The following is an 18,329-nucleotide window of genomic DNA, read 5'->3' as shown; positions in this document are numbered from 1 at the left end:
AAAGTTATTATTAATTCTCAGCCACAGACACACAAGGACAAACACTTTACTTTCTTTATCTTGTTTATGTGGGTCTATGTGGGTCTGTGGCTGAATCTATAAAAGATTTAATTTCGTTGATATCAAGTTTGTTTTTATTGATTCCAAGAGTCTCCTGATCAATGCCCATGCACAGCCCAAGAAGCTGGGAATAAAGAACAGGGGCAAGATATTCGCTGTTTCCGTTGTTAGAAGCCACCTTCTTTTGAATAGTATCGAATTGCAGATGGCAGAACGGACAGGCAGTGCACAGGTAGTCGGCGCCTGATTTTTTAGCATCCAACACCTTCTTTTTTGTCAAATTAATCGAGATATCATCATTTATGCCTGTTAAAGGGGCTCCGCAGCATTCCAGTTTTTGGGGCCAGTCAACAGATATGGCGCCGGTTATCTCCACCAGCTCATCAAATATAGTTGGCGCAACTGGATCGTCAAACCGGGTGATTCTGCTGGGACGCAGGGCATGGCATCCATAATGGGCGGCGATTCTGAGATCTTTATATGAACCGGACAACCTGCTTTTTATGGCATCAATACCCACATCATGATAAAGGACCGAAAGAAAATGTTTTACAGCGATGTTGCCCTCATATTTCAAGCCACTATCAGCGAGCAAGCGGTTTATATCCTGCCGCAGATTTGAATCCTCTTTGAGAAGATATTCAACCTTTTTCAGGCTTCCGAAACAGCATTTGCACAGAGTCAGTATGTTCAGGCCTTGCTTTTCAGCCAATGCCAGGTTTTTTGCTGAAGACAGAATATATGCTCTTTGGTCGATATTTTTCAGGGGATAGCCGCAGCAGTTAAAGCCTCGGATGTCAATCAGCTCCACGCCCAGGTTCTTTAAAACCGCTCTGGAAGAATCTTCATACCAGCTTACCCTTGCCGGTATATTGCATCCCAAAAATAATGCATATTTGATCATCTTGTTTCAACCTTTATTTAATCACGAAAACACGAAAGCACGAAACAGATAAAGTTTAAAAAGCTAAAGCTTATTAACTTAAGTTTCATGTCGTTGTGATAATTCTTTTTCGTTTGATGCTTTTTTTACATTTTTGACAGCTATATTTTTCAATTGAAAAAAAAGATCCGTGACATTTACGTTCTGTGGACAGTGTTCCTGGCATTGATAACAGGTCGAACAGTTCCATATCATGCTTGCGCCTGATGCCATTTCAACAAGGCCAAGGCCGAGACAGCGCATAATTTGATGCGGCAGCAGTCCCAGCGCCTCTTCAGGTTTATCAAAACTGCATACCACGGGACATATGCTGGTGCAGTTCCGGCAGCTAAAGCAATATGCAAATGTATTGTCTTTGGATAGTTGATTAAATTCCTTGATACCCCCACCATTGAGAACCAGAGGGCTTTGCTTAATCAGCGAATCAAATTTTCCTGCCACTGCCTGTTTTGCGGCCTCAACAGGTTTATAATACTTGTCAGCCGGTATATCATAACGGTTTAAGCCTCTGGCAAAAGAAAAGGGGGAAAGGAGCAGCGGTTCAGGATATCCTTTTTGGATTAAATCCTCTCGCACGTTAAGCCATAATTCCTTAAGATTGATTCCTACAGGACAAACCACGGTGCATCGATCGCAATTCGTGCAAAGGCAAATCCCCTCCTGGACGGCTTTCATCTTTTCAGAACTTAGTTTTTGCCCGGCAATTAAACTCTTTAGAGAAACCATCTTTTCCGACGGCAGAATATTTTCATTGCCCAAAGCGTCAAATGCCGTTGCAGCGGAACATCCAAGGCTGCAGGTTCCGCAATGGGTACATGCATCCAGCTCCATCACCTGTCTTGTCGCAATATTTGCAGGATGTGAGCTTTCCTTTTCCATAACAGCATTGGTAAGTAAACTTATGGGGCCGGCGATTATGTGAAACATTTTGCTGAACGGAAGATATGCCAGCCCGAAAAAGCAGACCAGTATATGAATATACCATAGAATGTTGGGGCCTTTTGCCCTGTCCAGGCTTAAGGCTATTGGATTTAGAATATTGGCCAGAGCATATCCTGCAGCTGCCCATTTTGGAGAAGAATGACAGGAAGCGCAATTTGTTTCGTGGATTTCACGGCCATGTTCAAGCAGCTTTTGCTCAAAGGGCTCCTTAAGATCCGGAGAAACAGTTCCAAATTCATGGACCCACAGACTTTCAAGCGCTATGAGATCCTTTTCTTCATCCACATCTGAGAACTCATTTACCATTCTTTCAAAATCAGAGATAGATGTGATTTTTGTTGCTTCAAGAAAAAAACCGGAAATCATAATAACGACAAGAATAATTATGGCATAATAATCCATGCTGTTTGTCTTCAGGCGAGGTACCTTCAGGATAAAGCGCCGGTATATGGCGATCGCAAGCCCTGCAATTACCATGATGCCAAAAAAATTTCGCAGAAAAAGAAATGGATTTAATGTGGAGTAATATTCACTGAACAGAGAGGCGGTTATATGCTCGTCAAGCGCATGCATGAGCAGTAATAACATAAAACCTGTGTATATGAGCATATGCATGGCCCAGCGGAGAAAATCCTCTTTGAGAATCCTTTTTTGAAACACCACATCAAGGATAAATACCTTAATAAGGATAAGGATTTTTGCGCTGAAAATAACTCCCAGCATACCTTTAAAAGCCGCAGCCAGTCTTTCGGACTTGCCGATATCTCCGGATGAAATGCCGATTTTCCAGGAGAACCAGGTGCTAATCCTGTAGATAAGGCCGAAGATGAAGACAAACAGGGATGTATAAAGTAAAACATTAAATACCATACAAAATGGCTCCTGTTGGTCGCATAAAAAAAGGCAAGACCTTTGTCTTGCGCTTGCGACAAATTTTTATAGGTAACTGTTCACAGTTAACAGTTGGTTCGTTTTTGTCATTCCGGCCGGAATCCATAACGACTTAAAAATGCTTGTCCTTGACCTAATCGGGGGCTGGATTCCCGTTTCCACGGGAACGACAAGACTATTCCTGGTAAAATTCAAAGATCTCAACCGTGAACCGTAAACTGTTACTTTTATAGAGTACATAACATAAAGTTTTGTCAAGATAAAATGTTTTAATAAAAGCTTGAGCCTTATTGTAAGAGAGATATATTTTTAAAAATTGATCATTTTATTGTTACGCGCTATGTAAATAATTCTAAAGTTGCTGTGATGAAAACGGTTCCCAAAAAGGTTTACTGTGAACACTAACAAACCAAAACCAAAGGTGATTGTAATTTGCGGTCCCACCGGGGTCGGCAAGACATCTGCGGCCCTTGAAATCGCCGGAAAATTTAATGGCGAGATTATAAACGCGGACTCAATGCAGATATACAGATATATGGATATAGGCACGGCAAAGCCGACCCCTGATGAACAGGCCCGTGTTAAACACCATATGATCGATATTATTGATCCTGACGAACCCTTTGATGCAGCCATGTATGCAAAGATGGCGCGTGAAACTATCATTAAACTTGACAGGCAGGATATTGTTTCATTTGTTGCGGGAGGTACTGGATTTTATGTCAAGGCGCTATTACATGGCCTGTTTACAGGTCCAGTAAAAGGCGGGGATGTAAATGTCCGTGAGCGCATGAAAGGGGAGGCGGCGGTCCATGGCGCAGCTTTTCTTCACAAGCGGCTGAGCAAATGCGATCCAACAGCGGCCGAAAATATACACCCTAATGATGCATACAGGATAATAAGGGCTCTGGAGGTATATGAGATAACCGGAAAGAGCATATCAGAATGCCATGAAGAGCACAGGTTTGCGGATGAGCCATTTAAAGTTTTGACCATTGGTTTGAATATGAGCAGAGAAATCCTGTATGATCGCATTAACTCCAGAGTTGACGCAATGATTGACGCAGGACTTGTAGATGAGGTTAAGTGGCTTCTTGACAAGGGCTATTCGGAAAACCTCAAGTCTATGCAGTCGATCGGCTATCGCCATATTACCGATTATATAAAGGGTCGTCTTTCATGGGATGAGGCATTGTCGACCCTTAAGCGGGACACAAGAAGATATGCAAAACGTCAAATGACCTGGTTTAAGGCTGATTCAAGGGTTGCATGGAAAAAGCCCGAGCAGTTGGAAGATATTATCCGTCTGGTAAAGAAGTTTCTGTCCGCAACACGATATTGTTTTAGTCTATTATAGAGCCCCTTGCCCCTCAGGCCAAGGGCAGGGGAGACCTTTACAAAACATCCTTTTTAGTTTAGGTCAATTTCGGCATATTTTTTATCCAACTGTCACAGTTTTTGCTAAATTTCTTGGTTTATCAGGATTGCAATTTAACTCTAATGCCATGTAATAAGAAAATAGCTGCAAAGGAATTGCGGCTATTATTGGATATAAATATTCATACCTTGGTCTAATCTCAGGAATCTCAATAATATCATCTGCTAATTCAAAACTATTGCCTTCCGTAACAACTGCTATAACAACACCGTTCCTTCCCTTTATTTCTCGAACATTAACCACCCCTTTTGAATGTACGGAATCATTGGGAATGATGACAACACTGCAAAAGGAAGGGTCAATTAAAGCCAGGGGGCCATGTTTCATCTCTCCCAGGGGATAGCTTTCAGCATGCATATAAGAAATTTCTTTAAGCTTAAGGCTTCCTTCCTGAGCTACAACTGAATTAAAATATCGACCTAAAAAATAATAATTTTTAAACTCTTTATATTTCTTCGCCAACCGCTTTATTTTATTTTTCTGTTTAAGAACTTTTTCGATTTTTTCCGGGATAAGCATAAGTTCTTCAATAATTCCCATGCCCGTATCTATCGTCATCTTTCTTTGCCGGGCCAAATATATTGCCAGCAGCACTATGGTAACCAACTGAGCTGTAAATGCTTTTGTTGAAGCAACGCCTTTTTCTTTGCCTGCCCTGATATAAACGCCAGCCTCAGTTAAGCGAGCAATTTTGCTGTCCGGAACGTTTACTATACCAAGGCAGATATTTCCCTTTATTTGTATTTCCTCAAGCACTTCAATGGTATCTGCTGTTTCTCCGGATTGAGAAATAAAGAAAAAAGCATCATTCGGGCCAAATACCGGATGAGAATAACAAAATTCAGAAGCGATCCAGGCGCGGGATGCTATGCCAAAACGATTAAAAAGCAACGCGGCGTATGAGCAGGCATTATAGGCTGTGCCACACCCAACAAAATGAAATGTTTCCACATTTCTTAGTTCCCTTGCTATTTCATTTATGCCCCCAAGGCGAGTATTGCCTTTGTCAGGAATCAAACGTCCGCTCATTGTTCCCTGCAATACTGCGCCTTGCTCAAATATTTCTTTTTCCATATAAAAATCACAGCCATTTTTACCAATGTCCTGAAAATAATCCTTCTCAATAGCAACAACTTCTTTGGCGATGATATCCCAGGAATCTGAATGTATAACTGCTACTTCATTTGTCCCAAGGTTTCTTTTCTTAATAATATGGTTGCCTTCAAACGCTGCTGGATCGGAAGCAATAATAACTCCGGAATCAGATTTCCCCAAAAGTATTGTTCCCCCTTTATTAGCCGCAAACAATTGATCCGGATGATTTTTACTCATAAGAAGTATTGCATTAGCCCCAACAAGCATCCTCATAACCTTCTCGATCGACTTCACTAAGTCGCCGGTTTCCTGATATATCTTATCGATCAGCTTAACAATAACTTCAGAATCAGTTTCTGAATAAAGCGTGTGGGTGTCTATTTCTTTTTTTAATGTCTCAAAATTTTCAACATTACCATTATGAACAATAAACAAACCATTACTAAAATGCGGATGAGCATTTTTTACAGTCTTTCCGCCATAAGTCGCCCATCTGGTGTGGCCAATTCCAATGTTGCAAATCACTTTTTTGTCGGGGATTTTTTTAGCCAGATCTTTTATATCAAAACCAGCCTTTTCATCTTCAGCTACTTTAAAACACTCAACCTTATCACCGGTTAAAAATGCTATGCCCATAGAATCATATCCGCGATGTTCAAGCCTGTGGATACCTTCCAATATTTTTTTCACCCCGTCCTGTTCTATGCCATTATATCCAAAAATTCCGCACATTTTATCTTACTCCTTATTAATATCCTCAAAACACCCGGCGAATTTTATGCTTTGAAAGTCTTCATGGAAACATCGAGACCTTTGCAGAACCCTAGTATTGTCATTGCAATGAGCCAAAGCCCCGAACGTAGCAAAGGGGGCAAGCGAAGCAATCTCATAACGCATTGATAAGCCATGAGATCGCCGCTTTGATTTGCTCATCGCAGCGACCAGAATCGACCCCAAATGAGAGTTTTGCAAAGGTCTCGCTGCTTGCAGCGGGGAGGTTAAATTATTTATGGACGTTCCTGAGATGCCCGTTCGACCCAATGTGCCACAATTTTGTCCATGATACACCCACTATCTAATTTTTTGTGTTTACTCTATCATTCATCCATTATCCGGTCAAATATTATTCATCTTTCATTTTCTGTTTGTGTGGTTATTCCATATGACGTAAAAGTCTATCTGTGTCTGCGGTTAAATCTTATTCTTCAAGAGATTCTATATCAGGTATTCTATCAAGCATGAAGACTTGGCCATTAGTTCTTTTTTCAGAGAAAAACTTCGCGTCGATAAAACCTTTAAAAACCATAAATGCCAAGTTATTTACTTACTTGTGGACGCACTTTCCCGCCATTTCGTTGAAAGAAAATCACTTGTAATGAAAAATGTGCTATGATATTATTTTTTTATGCCGACGGTCATGAAAATAGGTTCCTTCAGGTTCCATTTCTATTCAGATGAAGGAAACGAATCACCACATATTCATGTCGAAACTCCTGATGGTGAGTGTAAGTTTTGGCTTCAACCAATTAGATTGGCAAGAAATAAAGGTGTGCCACCATTGACCATCAGAAAAACATAAAAGATCGTATTTGAAAATCAACTTCTTTTAATGGGGAAATATAATGAATCCCGAGATAAATAAAATGGAAATTGTAGAACCTACCGCAATTAAGGCCTGGAAGGAAGGCAGAACGATTTACATCGAATTAACAGATAGTCGCATTATTGGATTTCCGGCAGATCGCTTTAAACTTCTATCAAAAGCTACAGATGGTCAGCTCAAAGAAGTCAAAATAAGGTTGAATGGATTTGCATCGCGCTGGGAATCACTTGATGAAGACATTACAGTGCCAGGGATTATTGCAGGCAATTTCCAATTACCCCTTCAAGTGGCATCATAAATCCACAGCCTAATTCAGTGTGTCCCTTCAGTCCGCCTGATAATCACAGCTTGCCAGGTTAAGATTTTTGTCAAGAGTGTAGGCGACGCCCAGCCGTTGTAAAAAATTATCTTGTGGCCGGAGGGATTAGCACATATAAAATCAAAACGCTTGGAATGGGACCTGCGACGGAGATTGAAGCAGGCGGCATTGAGAAAAGCGGGATACCGGATCGCAGGGTCGAAATCGAACTCGACATAAGTAAACAGTAAGTGAGACCTTTGAGTTTTGTCATAAATAGTCAAAGTTTTACCACGAAGTTCACGAAGAATTCGAACTTAGCGCACCTTCGGTGTGGACATAAGTGCCTAAAGTGAGCTAAAGTATATTAAAGCGCCTAAAGTTATGGTACGCCTTCGGCGTGCTAATTGATAACCCAAAACCACTTAGAGTCTGCTCCAATTGTGTATTGATGGTTTAGAAACCTATATAAAATGGCAGAATTCCTTAACTTTAGGCATTATAGGCACTTTTCGCTCAACAATCTATCTATTCTATGATACCGAATTCATTAGGCAAAAAATGGAAATTCCTATATTATTAAACTAGTGTCATGAAAATAGCTATAGCTCAAATAAATCCGATAATCGGCGACTTTAATCATAATTTTAACAAAATTATGAATTTCGCAGACAGGGCAAAACAGCTTTCGTGCGATCTGATTGTTTTTCCTGAACTTGTTATCACAGGATATCCGCCGCGCGATCTTCTTGAAAAAAAGGATTTTGTTGAAGCAAATCTTAAATGTTTAGACAAACTTATAAAGTCCATACATGGGATCGGAGTAATATGCGGATTTGTTGATAAAAATCCTGATAAGGAGGGAAAGGCCCTTTACAACTCGGCAGCTCTGTTTGAAAACAGCGTTTTGCTGCATCAGGTTAAAAAAAGGCTTCTTCCAAATTATGACGTGTTTGATGACGGCAGATATTTTGAACCAGGCTTATCATGCGAATCCTATTTATACAAAGGCCGCAGAATAGGGCTTACTATCTGTGAGGATATCTGGAATGACAGGGATATAATAAAGAAAAGAATCTATCATTCAGACCCTGTATCATTGCTGATAAAGGATGGGGCCGACCTTATCATAAATATATCCGCATCCCCTTTTTATGTTGGGAAAAATGAGTTAACGATAGATACGCTGAGCTCTATAGCCGGAAAATATGGTGTTCCTTTAATATATGCGAACCAGGTGGGCGGAAACGACGGTATCCTTTTTAATGGTTTGAGCGCTGCTTTTGATCAATACGGAAATATAAAGGCCAGAGCCTGTGATTTTGAGGAGGACATTATTGTCTTTGATACTGAACCTGCAAAAGCCTTTAAGGAAAACATCCACAGCATATCCGGCTCAGACACTGAAAGCATTTTAAAGGCCCTTATCATGGGGACGCGAGACTATGCAACAAAGTGCGGCTTTTCAAAGGTTGTTTTAGGGCTCAGCGGGGGCATTGATTCAGCACTGACCGCATACATTGCGACAAAGGCTATGGGGCCTGATAATGTGCTGGCTGTATCTATGCCGTCAATATATACTTCCCGGGAAAACATAAATGATTCTGAAAAACTTGCGAAAAATCTTGAAATTGAGCTGAAAGAGATTTCGATTGAAAATATATTCAGAGAATTTGCGATGCTTGTTTCACCCTCTTTTAAGGAAAGCAGGCCGACTGTTGCGCAGCAGAATATACAGGCAAGAATCAGGGGAACCATTCTCATGGCTTTTTCCAACATGCATGGCAGCCTTCTTCTTTCCACAGGGAACAAATCCGAGCTCAGCGTCGGTTATTGCACGCTTTATGGTGATATGAACGGAGGGCTGGCAGTGATTGGAGATGTTCCCAAAACAATTGTTTATGATATTGCCTGTTTTATAAACTCTGAAAAGGAGTATATCCCGCAAAGTATAATTGAAAGAACTCCTTCGGCTGAACTTAAACCCGATCAAACAGATCAGGATGATCTGCCGCCATATGAAATACTGGACAGCGTATTAAATGGATATATCAAGGAGCTCAAGGGAATAGACGAACTGGTTGACATGGGATTTGAAAGAAGCCTTGTAGAGGACGTTGTTCACAGGGTCGATCAAAACGAATACAAGAGACGCCAGGCAGCGCCGGCTCTTAAGGTTACATCAAAGGCCTTTGGTGATGGCAGGAGATATCCCCTGGCGAAAAAAATGAACATCGAACTTTGAACGTCCAACATCGAATGTTGAATGAGAAAGATAAAGAAACAGAGGTCAGAGGTCGTAGATTTTTGCAAGTTTCAAGTTTCGAGCTGAACCCCTGAACCTTTGTTTCTCATTTGGTATTGGTTTTTCATTCGACGTTGGATGTTCGATGTTGGACGTTCATCTTTTAAGCCAGCCCATAGGGCGCTTAGTTCTCAGTCAAAAGTAAGTTCATCCGGCCACTCCCTTTCATGGCCGTCCATAATCCCTTTTTTACACGCATCAATTACCACACGATTGTTTTGAAAAATCATATCCCGACCCGGATCGACATTGTTAAATACCTTCCACAACATAAGGGAGCCGTCATTAAGATCGATCTCCCTGTCAAACAGAATAAAAACATTGAACATATCAAGCGCATTCAGGCCTAATAAAATTGAGGCAAAATCCTTTCCACCTCTATCAACGGTCTTTTCCACTGAAACAGTTAGAATCCTGTTTAAAACCTCTTTGCCTTCCTGAAGCTTCTTAAACAGGTGTCTGCATCCAGCAGATCCAGGCACACTGCTTTTGATTATATTCGACAGGCCGGCTTCAGAAGGGGGTTTTGATAAAAAACGCCTGTTGCTTCTCGGCGGTTCCCCTTTGAATCTTGCTGTAAGGTCAATCCCTATCTTGTTCCCATAATTGGCAAAAGGGGATGAGTGATCAAGCACGTCTAAAACCCCCCTGGTAATGGTGATATCAGAGGCTATATCGAGTCTCGACAAAATCTCTTTTATTATCCTTTCAGGATTCTGCGGGCTGATATTTTTATCAACAATTGCTATTGCCTTGCAAAAGCTCATCTGGCCCTGTCCCCATAACCCGCTTATTACTTTTTGCGCATGTCCCGAATATTCCTTGTCAATGGATACCACAACTATGTTATGAAATACCCCCTCCCATGGGAACCAGTAGTCGCATATTTCAGGCATTACCGTCTGTAGCAATGGAAGGAAAATCCGTTCTGTTGCCTTTGCCATATAGCAGTCTTCCATTGGCGGTCGTCCAACAAGAGTGGCATTGTAAACAGGATTTTTTCTGTGGGTTATGGCTGTAACATGGAATACCGGATAATCGTCGGCAAGAGAATAGTAACCTGTATGATCCCCAAACGGGCCTTCAAGCCTTAGTTCATCCGGGTCAACATACCCCTCGAGCACAAATTCAGCTTCAGCCGGCACTTCCATGTCCACGGTTAAGCACTTTGCCATGGTCACAGGCTTATTTCGTATGAAACCTGCGAGAAGCATTTCGTCAATTCCTCTCGGCATTGGCGCGGTTGCAGAATATATAATGGCAGGGTCCGCTCCTATTGCGACTGCGACAGGCATTTTTTTACCGGCCTTGCGATATTCATTAAAATAATGCGAGCCATCTTTATGAATGTGCCAGTGCATTCCTGTTGAGTTTTTATCAAAGATCTGCATTCTGTACATTCCAACATTGCGTTTTCCGGTTTCAAAACTCTTTGTAAATACCATCGGCAGAGTAATAAAAGGGCCGGCATCCTTTGGCCAGCAGTGGAGAACAGGGAGCTTTGAAAGATCAACATCATCATTTCTATACACTACTTCCTGGCATGGCGGGGTTGATGCCCTGAATGAACGTGGAAAGAATTTTGTAAGGCCGAAAGCCATCGGCAGCATTTGCAGTGCCCCCATTAAACTCTTTGGCGGGTTGAGATCAATATATTTTTTTATTCTTTCTCCCAACCGGTCGAGATGATCCACCCCAAGGGCCATGCAGATCCTGCGGGAACTTCCGAATATGTTTGTGGCAACCGGAAATGATGAACCATCAATATTTTCAAAAAAGAGCGCTTTGCCGCCTTCCGGACTTTTTGATTCCCTGTCTGTAAGTTTGCTTATTTCAAGATGAGGGGAAACTTTATCGTGTATATGTTTGAGCTCTCCTGCTTTATCAAGGGTATCTAAAAAATCTTTTAAATTTTTATACAATTTTGGTTCCTTTTGAGATCATTCATTAATGTTGTATTTAATTACATGCAAAATAATGTAATTTGAATTTAGAATCAATATTAATCCACAGATTACGCAGATTACACAGAAGCCAAAAATGCAGGCCCTGGCAATGTGCATATCGTCAGAAAAGCAGAGATATGGTAATTGGCATATATTAAGCGGCTTGACAAATACCAGGCCCGTGGATATTTTGTCGCCTGGGAAAAAAGAGCTCAGGCATATAAAAACAATCAGGAACAGATATTATGAACAACGATAGATTTATATCCGTAATTGCCAAAGAACTGAACATAGCCGATAATCAGATTCAGGCAGTAGCTTCTCTTCTATCAGAAGGCGCAACAATTCCGTTTATCTCGCGCTATAGAAAAGAAGCCACAGGAAGTCTTGACGAAGTCGCTGTTAAGGCGGTCAGGGACAGGCTGAACCAGCTCAGGGAACTGGAAGAACGAAAGGAAACGATCCTCAAATCTCTTGAAAAACACGGTCACATGACAGATGAACTTCGGGAAAAGGTTCTTGCTGCGGAATCCATGGCCGTGCTTGAAGACATATATCTTCCTTATAAGCCCAAACGACGGACAAGAGCTATTATAGCAAAGGAAAAAGGGCTTGAACCTCTGGCACTGATGATTTTTGAGCAGAAAGGAGCAAATCCGGTCAAAGAAGCAGAATCTTTCATTGACCATGAAAAAGGGGTTGAGTCTGTCGAAGATGCCCTGGCCGGGGCCAGAGACATAATTGCAGAAATCATAAATGAGAATGATAAGGCCAGGTCCTGGCTGAGAAACCTTTTTTTCACAAAAGCTACGATTAAAAGCCGGGTTGCGTCAGGCATGGAGGAAAAAGGGGCTAAATTCAGAGACTATTTTGACTTGGAAGAACCGGTTGCAGGCGTTCCATCTCACAGGATGCTGGCCATGAGACGGGGTGAAAGCGAAGACTTTCTGCATCTTGACATACTGCCTGACGAAGAGGAAGCAACAGCTATACTTGAAAACCTGTTTGTTAATGGAGAAGGTGATGATTCCGCGCAGGTAAAGCTGGCTGTAAAGGACTGCTACAAGCGTCTTCTTTCCCATTCAATGGAAACTGAAACCAGGCTTTACGCAAAAGAAAGAGCTGAGACTGAAGCGATAAAAGTCTTTGCTGATAACCTTCGCCAGCTCATGCTTGCCCCGCCGCTGGGAGCAAAACGCGTCATGGGAATAGACCCTGGGTTCAGAACCGGGTGCAAGCTTGTCTGTCTTGACCGGCAGGGCAAACTGCTTCATTATGATACTGTTTATCCCCATATGTCTGAAAAAAAGGCTCTTGCAGAAATCGAAAAGATAAAATCCCTGTGCGAAAAGTTTGATATTGAGGTCATAGCTGTGGGAAACGGTACAGCAGGCAGAGAAACAGAAGCCTTTGTCAAGGCTGTCCCTTTTTCAAAGCCTGTGCAGATTATAATGGTCAATGAGAGCGGGGCTTCAATATATTCCGCTTCTGACGTGGCAAGGGAAGAGTTCCCTGATCATGATCTAACGGTGCGAGGAGCTGTATCAATCGGAAGACGTTTGATGGATCCTCTCGCAGAGCTTGTAAAAATCGATCCAAAATCAATAGGTGTTGGTCAGTACCAGCATGATGTTGATCAGAGGGCACTGAAACAGACCCTTGACGATGTTGTTATGAGTTGTGTTAACGGTGTCGGTGTTGATCTGAACAGAGCCAGCGCCCAGCTCCTTACCTATGTTTCAGGCCTGAACACCGTAATCGCAAAAAACATTATCGCATATCGTGAGGAGAACGGCCCCTTCATGTCCAAGAAGCAATTGACAAAAGTGTCGCGCCTCGGCCCCAAGGCGTTTGAACAGTCTGCGGGTTTTTTAAGGATCGTTGACGGTGAAAACCCGCTGGATGCCAGCGCGGTGCATCCTGAAAGTTACTATATTGTTGACGCCATGGCAAGAGACCTTGAGACAACAGTCGTTGATATTATAAAAAAACCTGATATCAGGCAAAAGATTGATGTTACAAAATATGTTACTGAATCAGTCGGAATTCCCACATTAAATGATATCCTTGATGAACTGGCAAAACCAGGACGTGACCCAAGGGAAAAATTCGAGGCATTCGCATTTGCTGATGGTATTGAAAAAATCGAAGACCTGAGACCTGGGATGAAAATCCCTGGAATTGTGACAAATATCACAGCCTTCGGAGCTTTTGTTGATATTGGTGTGCATCAGGACGGCCTTGTTCATGTCAGCCAGATGGCAGACAGATTTGTAAAAAATCCAGCGGATATTGTAAAGGTTCAGCAAAAGGTAATGGTAACCGTGCTTGAAGTTGACCTTGCCAGAAACAGGATTTCTCTCACAATGAAATCGCGGGCAGATAAGTCAGGGATTGCAATTGAAAATCCGGGCTTAAAAAAGGCTGAAAACCGTAACCCGAAACCAAAGGATAAGCAGGAAAATAAGGTAAGCGGCAGGAATAAGCCGTTTAATAACCCGTTAGCAGAAGCATTAATAAAAAGCGGACTTAAATAAATCTCTGAGACCTACCCGCTCTATTCTTTTTTCTGATCTGTTTGTTTTTTTAAAATTCTGTAAGTAATTCCATATATTACACTTCGCGGGCCAACAGCCACAATATCTATAATCTGTTTTGAAGATATCTTATAAATAATCCTGAATCGACCTGTCCTGAAACTTTTTAAACCTGTCGGTTCACCCTTCAATGATTTGCCGGCCTGGGGATCTGATAAAATAATTTCAAGAGATGACTTAATTTTTTTCTTTATTTCAGGATGTATATGCCGGATAAGATCCGCTGTCTTATCCGGCATTCTAAACTTATAAGTCGCCGGCATATGTTTTGCTCCTAACGAGCTGTCCGAGAATGGCTGTTTGATGCTAAAATAACTCCTCAAGCGTATAAAGCCTGGTTTTCTTCTCGAGTGCCGCAAGCCCCTGCTTAATTTCGTCCATCATGTCTTTGTCGGAAATGATTTCAAGAGTTTCTTTCCAGCTTTCAAATTCATCAGAGCTGACCAGTACGGCTGAGGGTCTGCCGTTTTTTGTAATTACAATCTCCTCATCGGTTGAGTGGACTTTTTCAACAAGCTCGCTAAGCTTCATCTTAACTTCGGACAATGATAATGTTTGCATAAAAACACCTCTTTTTTAGTTGACCAGAATTATAGTCATATAGTGGGTGAAAGTCAATAAATAAAGTTTTGATATGGCGAGAGAGCCCGAGCATGGACGTAGAGGCATATGACCTCGGAAGGGACAATAAAGGGCCTCTCACCGAACATTATAGCCTGGATAAGGGATTATAGGTGGAAAAAGATCCACACCGGATAGAAGTAACGATAAGGCAACAGGTTTATTTATAGGTGAGAAACTCGCCAACACATTTGTTTAAAAGCTCTTTGAGAGCTTACAATACCGATACGCCCAAAATTTATAATGTATAGTAACATATTGATTTTATATTCTTTTTATTTTGCTCTTGACAGGAGGATATAGGATTGTCCCCCACTTTACTCAAACAGGTTAGGAGCCAGCTATCTAATATAATTCATTTTTAAAACTTACAGAGTGAATTTCATCCTTTTTCTCATTTTCATAAAAATGATACACCACTCCGACTGCCGCGACTAATCCAGCTATTACCGTTATAGTCATTTCCAGCCAAGTAACACTCGACTTAGCCCCGAGTGAAAACTTTGCAAAGAACGATGCTCCAAGTATAAAGCTATAGAATACTGCGAAAATGATCGAAACAATGAAATTATGACGTGGTGCTATTATAGCTCCGACCCATATGAAAGCAGCAGCACTCCATAGGTTAGCCAATATCAATATTACAAGGTCTGTTAAAAAGCCTTCCCCAATACCAATCATCGTTATTTTGTTTAATAATATGATCAGTGGATAAGAAATAAACAGTGCTAAAAGAGCAGTAGGCAACGATAAAATCCATCTCAGCCAATTAGGAATTCTATTCAGAAAATCCATATTCTTGCTCCTAACGTTTGAAACCATCGGCGCCGAACGGCGAAGCTGTTTGGCGTCCGAGTGCGTTGGGTTATGTATTTACATAAAATTATCGCATAGCCATAGTTATGAACTAAAAGCCTCTATAAATTTTCAGACAGCATCCAATACACGCTCTGCCTCAACTAATGGCTTTACCCAAGACAATAGTTCATCAAAATTAGCATCCAACGGGAAGGGGTTGTTCTCAACCCATTGACCATAAGCTGTTTGAGCTAATAACGCTTCACAAGTTCTTCTAGGAAAGTTTGCTATCCGTGATTGATAAAAGTCCTTAGGGCAATCAAGGTAAGTTCTTATTATAAAAGGCTCCCACTGCGTCCACAGAACTTCTTTGTCCTTTTTATCAATGATCTCCGTTCGTTCGATTAATCGATTGTCCTTGTCCCATGCACTATTCATAATATCAACTGCTTCTTTATCCGTAGTCGGTGCTCCATAGCCAAAAATTGTTAGGGTCTTCGCCTGACGCAGATATTTCTTTAGAACTTCCCATTCTGTCTTGACAAAGGGTTCGTTGGCATAGTTCTTCATTGCGACGGGGTAGAGTAGCTGAGAGGGGATAAGCTCTCTATCACATTTTGGACAATACATGCCGTGTCCACCATAAACAGGGTGCTCTGGGCAATATGCTAAGCGGACGTTGCCGTGAAGGTGAAGAATCTCCGGAGCTGGAACTTTATCCTTATTCCGATTCCACGCATCAAAGAGGAATGGATCCCAGTTAAAGGTTGCAACAATATCCTTTGGCCTAAGGGACATCAATAAACGGTCATACACGGTTGGTAATTCTGGGAGTTTTAGGCTGTCAAAATAAGTATATATGATCTTCTCAATTTCTTTAAGAAATGGTGACCCAGGATTATTTTCGTACAACTCACTGTAAATATCTTCAAAGTTGCGACGTTTATTCTTAACTCCTCCCCGTTCTAATACCGGTTCGAGACCAAGCATCTCAATTAAGTTATTCATCGTCGGCAGTCTTTTCCCATTAGCGTCACCATAAGGAAACGCTGCGACACTCGCCCCAGCCCCAAGTATGACGATATGGCGACCCCATTTCCCTGGTTTATTTACAAGCTGAGATTTCGTAATTCGCATTTTTTATGCCACCTGATTAGTACAACCCGATAGGGTCTTTAATCTTGACAAATGCACTATCTCAATTAACTTTATTTCTTTTCCAATGCCCATGAGGTTACTGCAAAATTCCATTTGTCAATAATCAAGAATTGCCCCTAATATGTTCTCCCAACAGTGTCGAATTGGGTCTCACATACATGGCACGTCCAAGTTCTATCTCTTTATTGTGCTGCATAACGCCGGCGGATGGCGAAGCATCCGCCGGCGTTATGCTGATCGCGAGCAGTCAGCTTGTCAGTGTTAATAAGTGTAAATTTTTCCCATGATATCGGACTATATATTTGGAAAATACTTCCACATATTTGAATATTAGGTTTAAGTTTCGGAAATATTTCGCTTGGACTGTTTATAATGCTCCTCAGTTTATAAGTTTGTATCGTCAAGGATAGAACAGCTAAATCCTTTTTAGTTCATGATTTGAAGCTTCCCCGCCAATCAGCGGGGAGCTGCGACCGTAAGGAAGTTTGCTATTTTTGTATTCGCTCGATATTACGGTTCAGATCCAGGGTTGTAAAACAAAAAACCCCATCCTTCATATGGCTGAAGAAATGGGGCTTTATTTTTTTGTAATTCTTGGTCACCTGATCCTCCTGCTTGAGGTTCAAAAAACAGACCGAAATTAATCTATAACAAAATATATTAATTGAATATACAAGTCAATTTGTTATGTTTTTTTTCTAAATTACCGCTATCATTTCTGTCAATCCATCAATATACAATTTGAGTTATTGTGGGTAATATTCTCGACGTTTCAACTTTGGGTTGATATTAGGAAACAGTGCTTTGTGTTGCTAAAAGAATGAAAGCTGTGATTCAAGCGGTGGATAAAAAACTCCAATAATTACAAATGGATTTTTAGCCCATCCATGAAATTGTTTTGTTGTTCCTAAAAACAAGTAAATATCTTTTTTGCTAAACAAATTAAAATATTTTTCTTTAACTTTGTATACAGCCTCTTGTTCATCACCGCTGGAATTTTTAAGACAATTCCAGTAAAGCATGCCAATCTCCCAATCTTTTATTATGAGTTTGGCTTCTCTGCCCTTTTTGTCCCTGAAACGATAAAAAAAATCGTAGGGAAGTTTATCAACTATTGAAAATTCTCTTTTCACTTCCTCTTCAGTCTGAAAAAGAGAAAGCTGCTTTGCTTTTGCTTTCAGGAGGGTTAACTTTTCTTCACTCCATTCGTGTTGTGTTTCCGCAACAACAACCTCAATAATTTCCTCGGGTTTGAAAATGGCCAGGGAAAGCTTATTTCTTTGTGCCTGTTCGATTAAACCGGTCAAATCAGTGTAGATTGGATTTTGATCAAAAATAATACGTTTTCTCTCCTTCCATCCCATTGCTGTCCCAACTGGTTTTCCGATAAGCCTGACTTGTGTAATATCACATACTTTATAGCTTTCTGGTCTGGGATCACTCGTATTTTTTTGTAACTGGATTTCCATCCACTGATATTTTCTATAACGCTTTTCGTAATCCAGCTTGCGGAACGGTAGTGGATATATACGCGCCCAGCTTCCATCATCCAAGATTCCTGCTGTACAAACAATTTCATCATATTTTCTTGACAGGGTTGGATATGTCTTGACTGTTATGAATATTTTTCGTTT

The 18,329-nt window shown here is 41.2% G+C and carries 14 protein-coding genes; 5 read left to right on the top strand and 9 right to left on the bottom strand.

Going from position 1 to position 18,329, the window contains the following annotated elements; all coding sequences use genetic code 11:
- Positions 1-64: 64 nt before the first annotated feature.
- Complete coding sequence (locus VMW78_07240) at positions 65-964, bottom strand: CoB--CoM heterodisulfide reductase iron-sulfur subunit B family protein (GenBank protein ID HUV50793.1); 900 nt, start codon at positions 962-964, stop codon at positions 65-67.
- A 78-nt stretch (positions 965-1,042) separates the two neighbouring features.
- Positions 1,043-2,815 (bottom strand): 4Fe-4S dicluster domain-containing protein, encoded by a 1,773-nt coding sequence (locus VMW78_07235; protein HUV50792.1) that lies wholly within the window; start codon positions 2,813-2,815, stop codon positions 1,043-1,045.
- A gap of 415 nt (positions 2,816-3,230) precedes the next feature.
- Between VMW78_07235 and miaA the strand changes: the two genes are divergently transcribed.
- The gene (gene miaA / locus VMW78_07230) at positions 3,231-4,193 is read left to right on the top strand and encodes a tRNA (adenosine(37)-N6)-dimethylallyltransferase MiaA (GenBank protein HUV50791.1); all 963 of its coding nucleotides are present in this window, start codon (positions 3,231-3,233) and stop codon (positions 4,191-4,193) included.
- Between the two features lie 81 nt (positions 4,194-4,274).
- On the opposite strand, the gene glmS is transcribed toward miaA, so the two are convergent.
- Positions 4,275-6,101: a glutamine--fructose-6-phosphate transaminase (isomerizing) gene (gene glmS, locus VMW78_07225; GenBank protein ID HUV50790.1), complete on the bottom strand. Its 1,827-nt coding sequence runs from the start codon at positions 6,099-6,101 to the stop codon at positions 4,275-4,277.
- A 673-nt stretch (positions 6,102-6,774) separates the two neighbouring features.
- Here glmS and VMW78_07220 point away from each other — a divergent pair.
- From VMW78_07220 to VMW78_07210, 3 genes are all read left to right on the top strand, one after another.
- Positions 6,775-6,948, top strand: a complete 174-nt coding sequence (locus VMW78_07220; protein HUV50789.1) for a DUF4160 domain-containing protein — start codon at positions 6,775-6,777, stop codon at positions 6,946-6,948.
- Positions 6,949-6,991: 43 nt separating this feature from the next.
- Positions 6,992-7,270, top strand: coding sequence for a DUF2442 domain-containing protein (locus tag VMW78_07215; protein ID HUV50788.1), 279 nt, complete (start codon positions 6,992-6,994; stop codon positions 7,268-7,270).
- 592 nt (positions 7,271-7,862) lie between these two features.
- Entirely contained in the window at positions 7,863-9,515 is a 1,653-nt protein-coding gene (locus tag VMW78_07210; protein ID HUV50787.1) for an NAD+ synthase, read from the top strand.
- A gap of 191 nt (positions 9,516-9,706) precedes the next feature.
- On the opposite strand, the gene VMW78_07205 is transcribed toward VMW78_07210, so the two are convergent.
- Complete coding sequence (locus VMW78_07205) at positions 9,707-11,497, bottom strand: menaquinone biosynthesis decarboxylase (protein ID HUV50786.1); 1,791 nt, start codon at positions 11,495-11,497, stop codon at positions 9,707-9,709.
- A 269-nt stretch (positions 11,498-11,766) separates the two neighbouring features.
- Between VMW78_07205 and VMW78_07200 the strand changes: the two genes are divergently transcribed.
- Entirely contained in the window at positions 11,767-14,058 is a 2,292-nt protein-coding gene (locus VMW78_07200; GenBank protein ID HUV50785.1) for a Tex family protein, read from the top strand.
- A gap of 20 nt (positions 14,059-14,078) precedes the next feature.
- On the opposite strand, the gene VMW78_07195 is transcribed toward VMW78_07200, so the two are convergent.
- From VMW78_07195 to VMW78_07175, 5 genes are all read right to left on the bottom strand, one after another.
- The gene (locus VMW78_07195; GenBank protein HUV50784.1) at positions 14,079-14,381 is read right to left on the bottom strand and encodes a type II toxin-antitoxin system RelE/ParE family toxin; all 303 of its coding nucleotides are present in this window, start codon (positions 14,379-14,381) and stop codon (positions 14,079-14,081) included.
- A gap of 43 nt (positions 14,382-14,424) precedes the next feature.
- Entirely contained in the window at positions 14,425-14,679 is a 255-nt protein-coding gene (locus VMW78_07190; protein ID HUV50783.1) for a type II toxin-antitoxin system Phd/YefM family antitoxin, read from the bottom strand.
- Between the two features lie 405 nt (positions 14,680-15,084).
- Positions 15,085-15,534 carry a hypothetical protein gene (locus VMW78_07185; GenBank protein HUV50782.1) on the bottom strand — a complete coding sequence of 150 codons (450 nt, stop codon included), beginning with the start codon at positions 15,532-15,534 and terminating at the stop codon, positions 15,085-15,087.
- Between the two features lie 132 nt (positions 15,535-15,666).
- Positions 15,667-16,674, bottom strand: a complete 1,008-nt coding sequence (locus tag VMW78_07180) for a hypothetical protein (protein ID HUV50781.1) — start codon at positions 16,672-16,674, stop codon at positions 15,667-15,669.
- An 833-nt stretch (positions 16,675-17,507) separates the two neighbouring features.
- Positions 17,508-18,248, bottom strand: coding sequence for a hypothetical protein (locus VMW78_07175; GenBank protein ID HUV50780.1), 741 nt, complete (start codon positions 18,246-18,248; stop codon positions 17,508-17,510).
- Between the last annotated feature and the right edge of the window lie 81 nt (positions 18,249-18,329).

It is taken from the genome of Anaerolineae bacterium, from assembly GCA_035529315.1.
Taxonomy (GTDB): Bacteria; Desulfobacterota; Desulfobacteria; order Desulfobacterales; family ETH-SRB1; genus Desulfaltia.
This window is presented reverse-complemented; position numbering and strand designations above follow the sequence as displayed.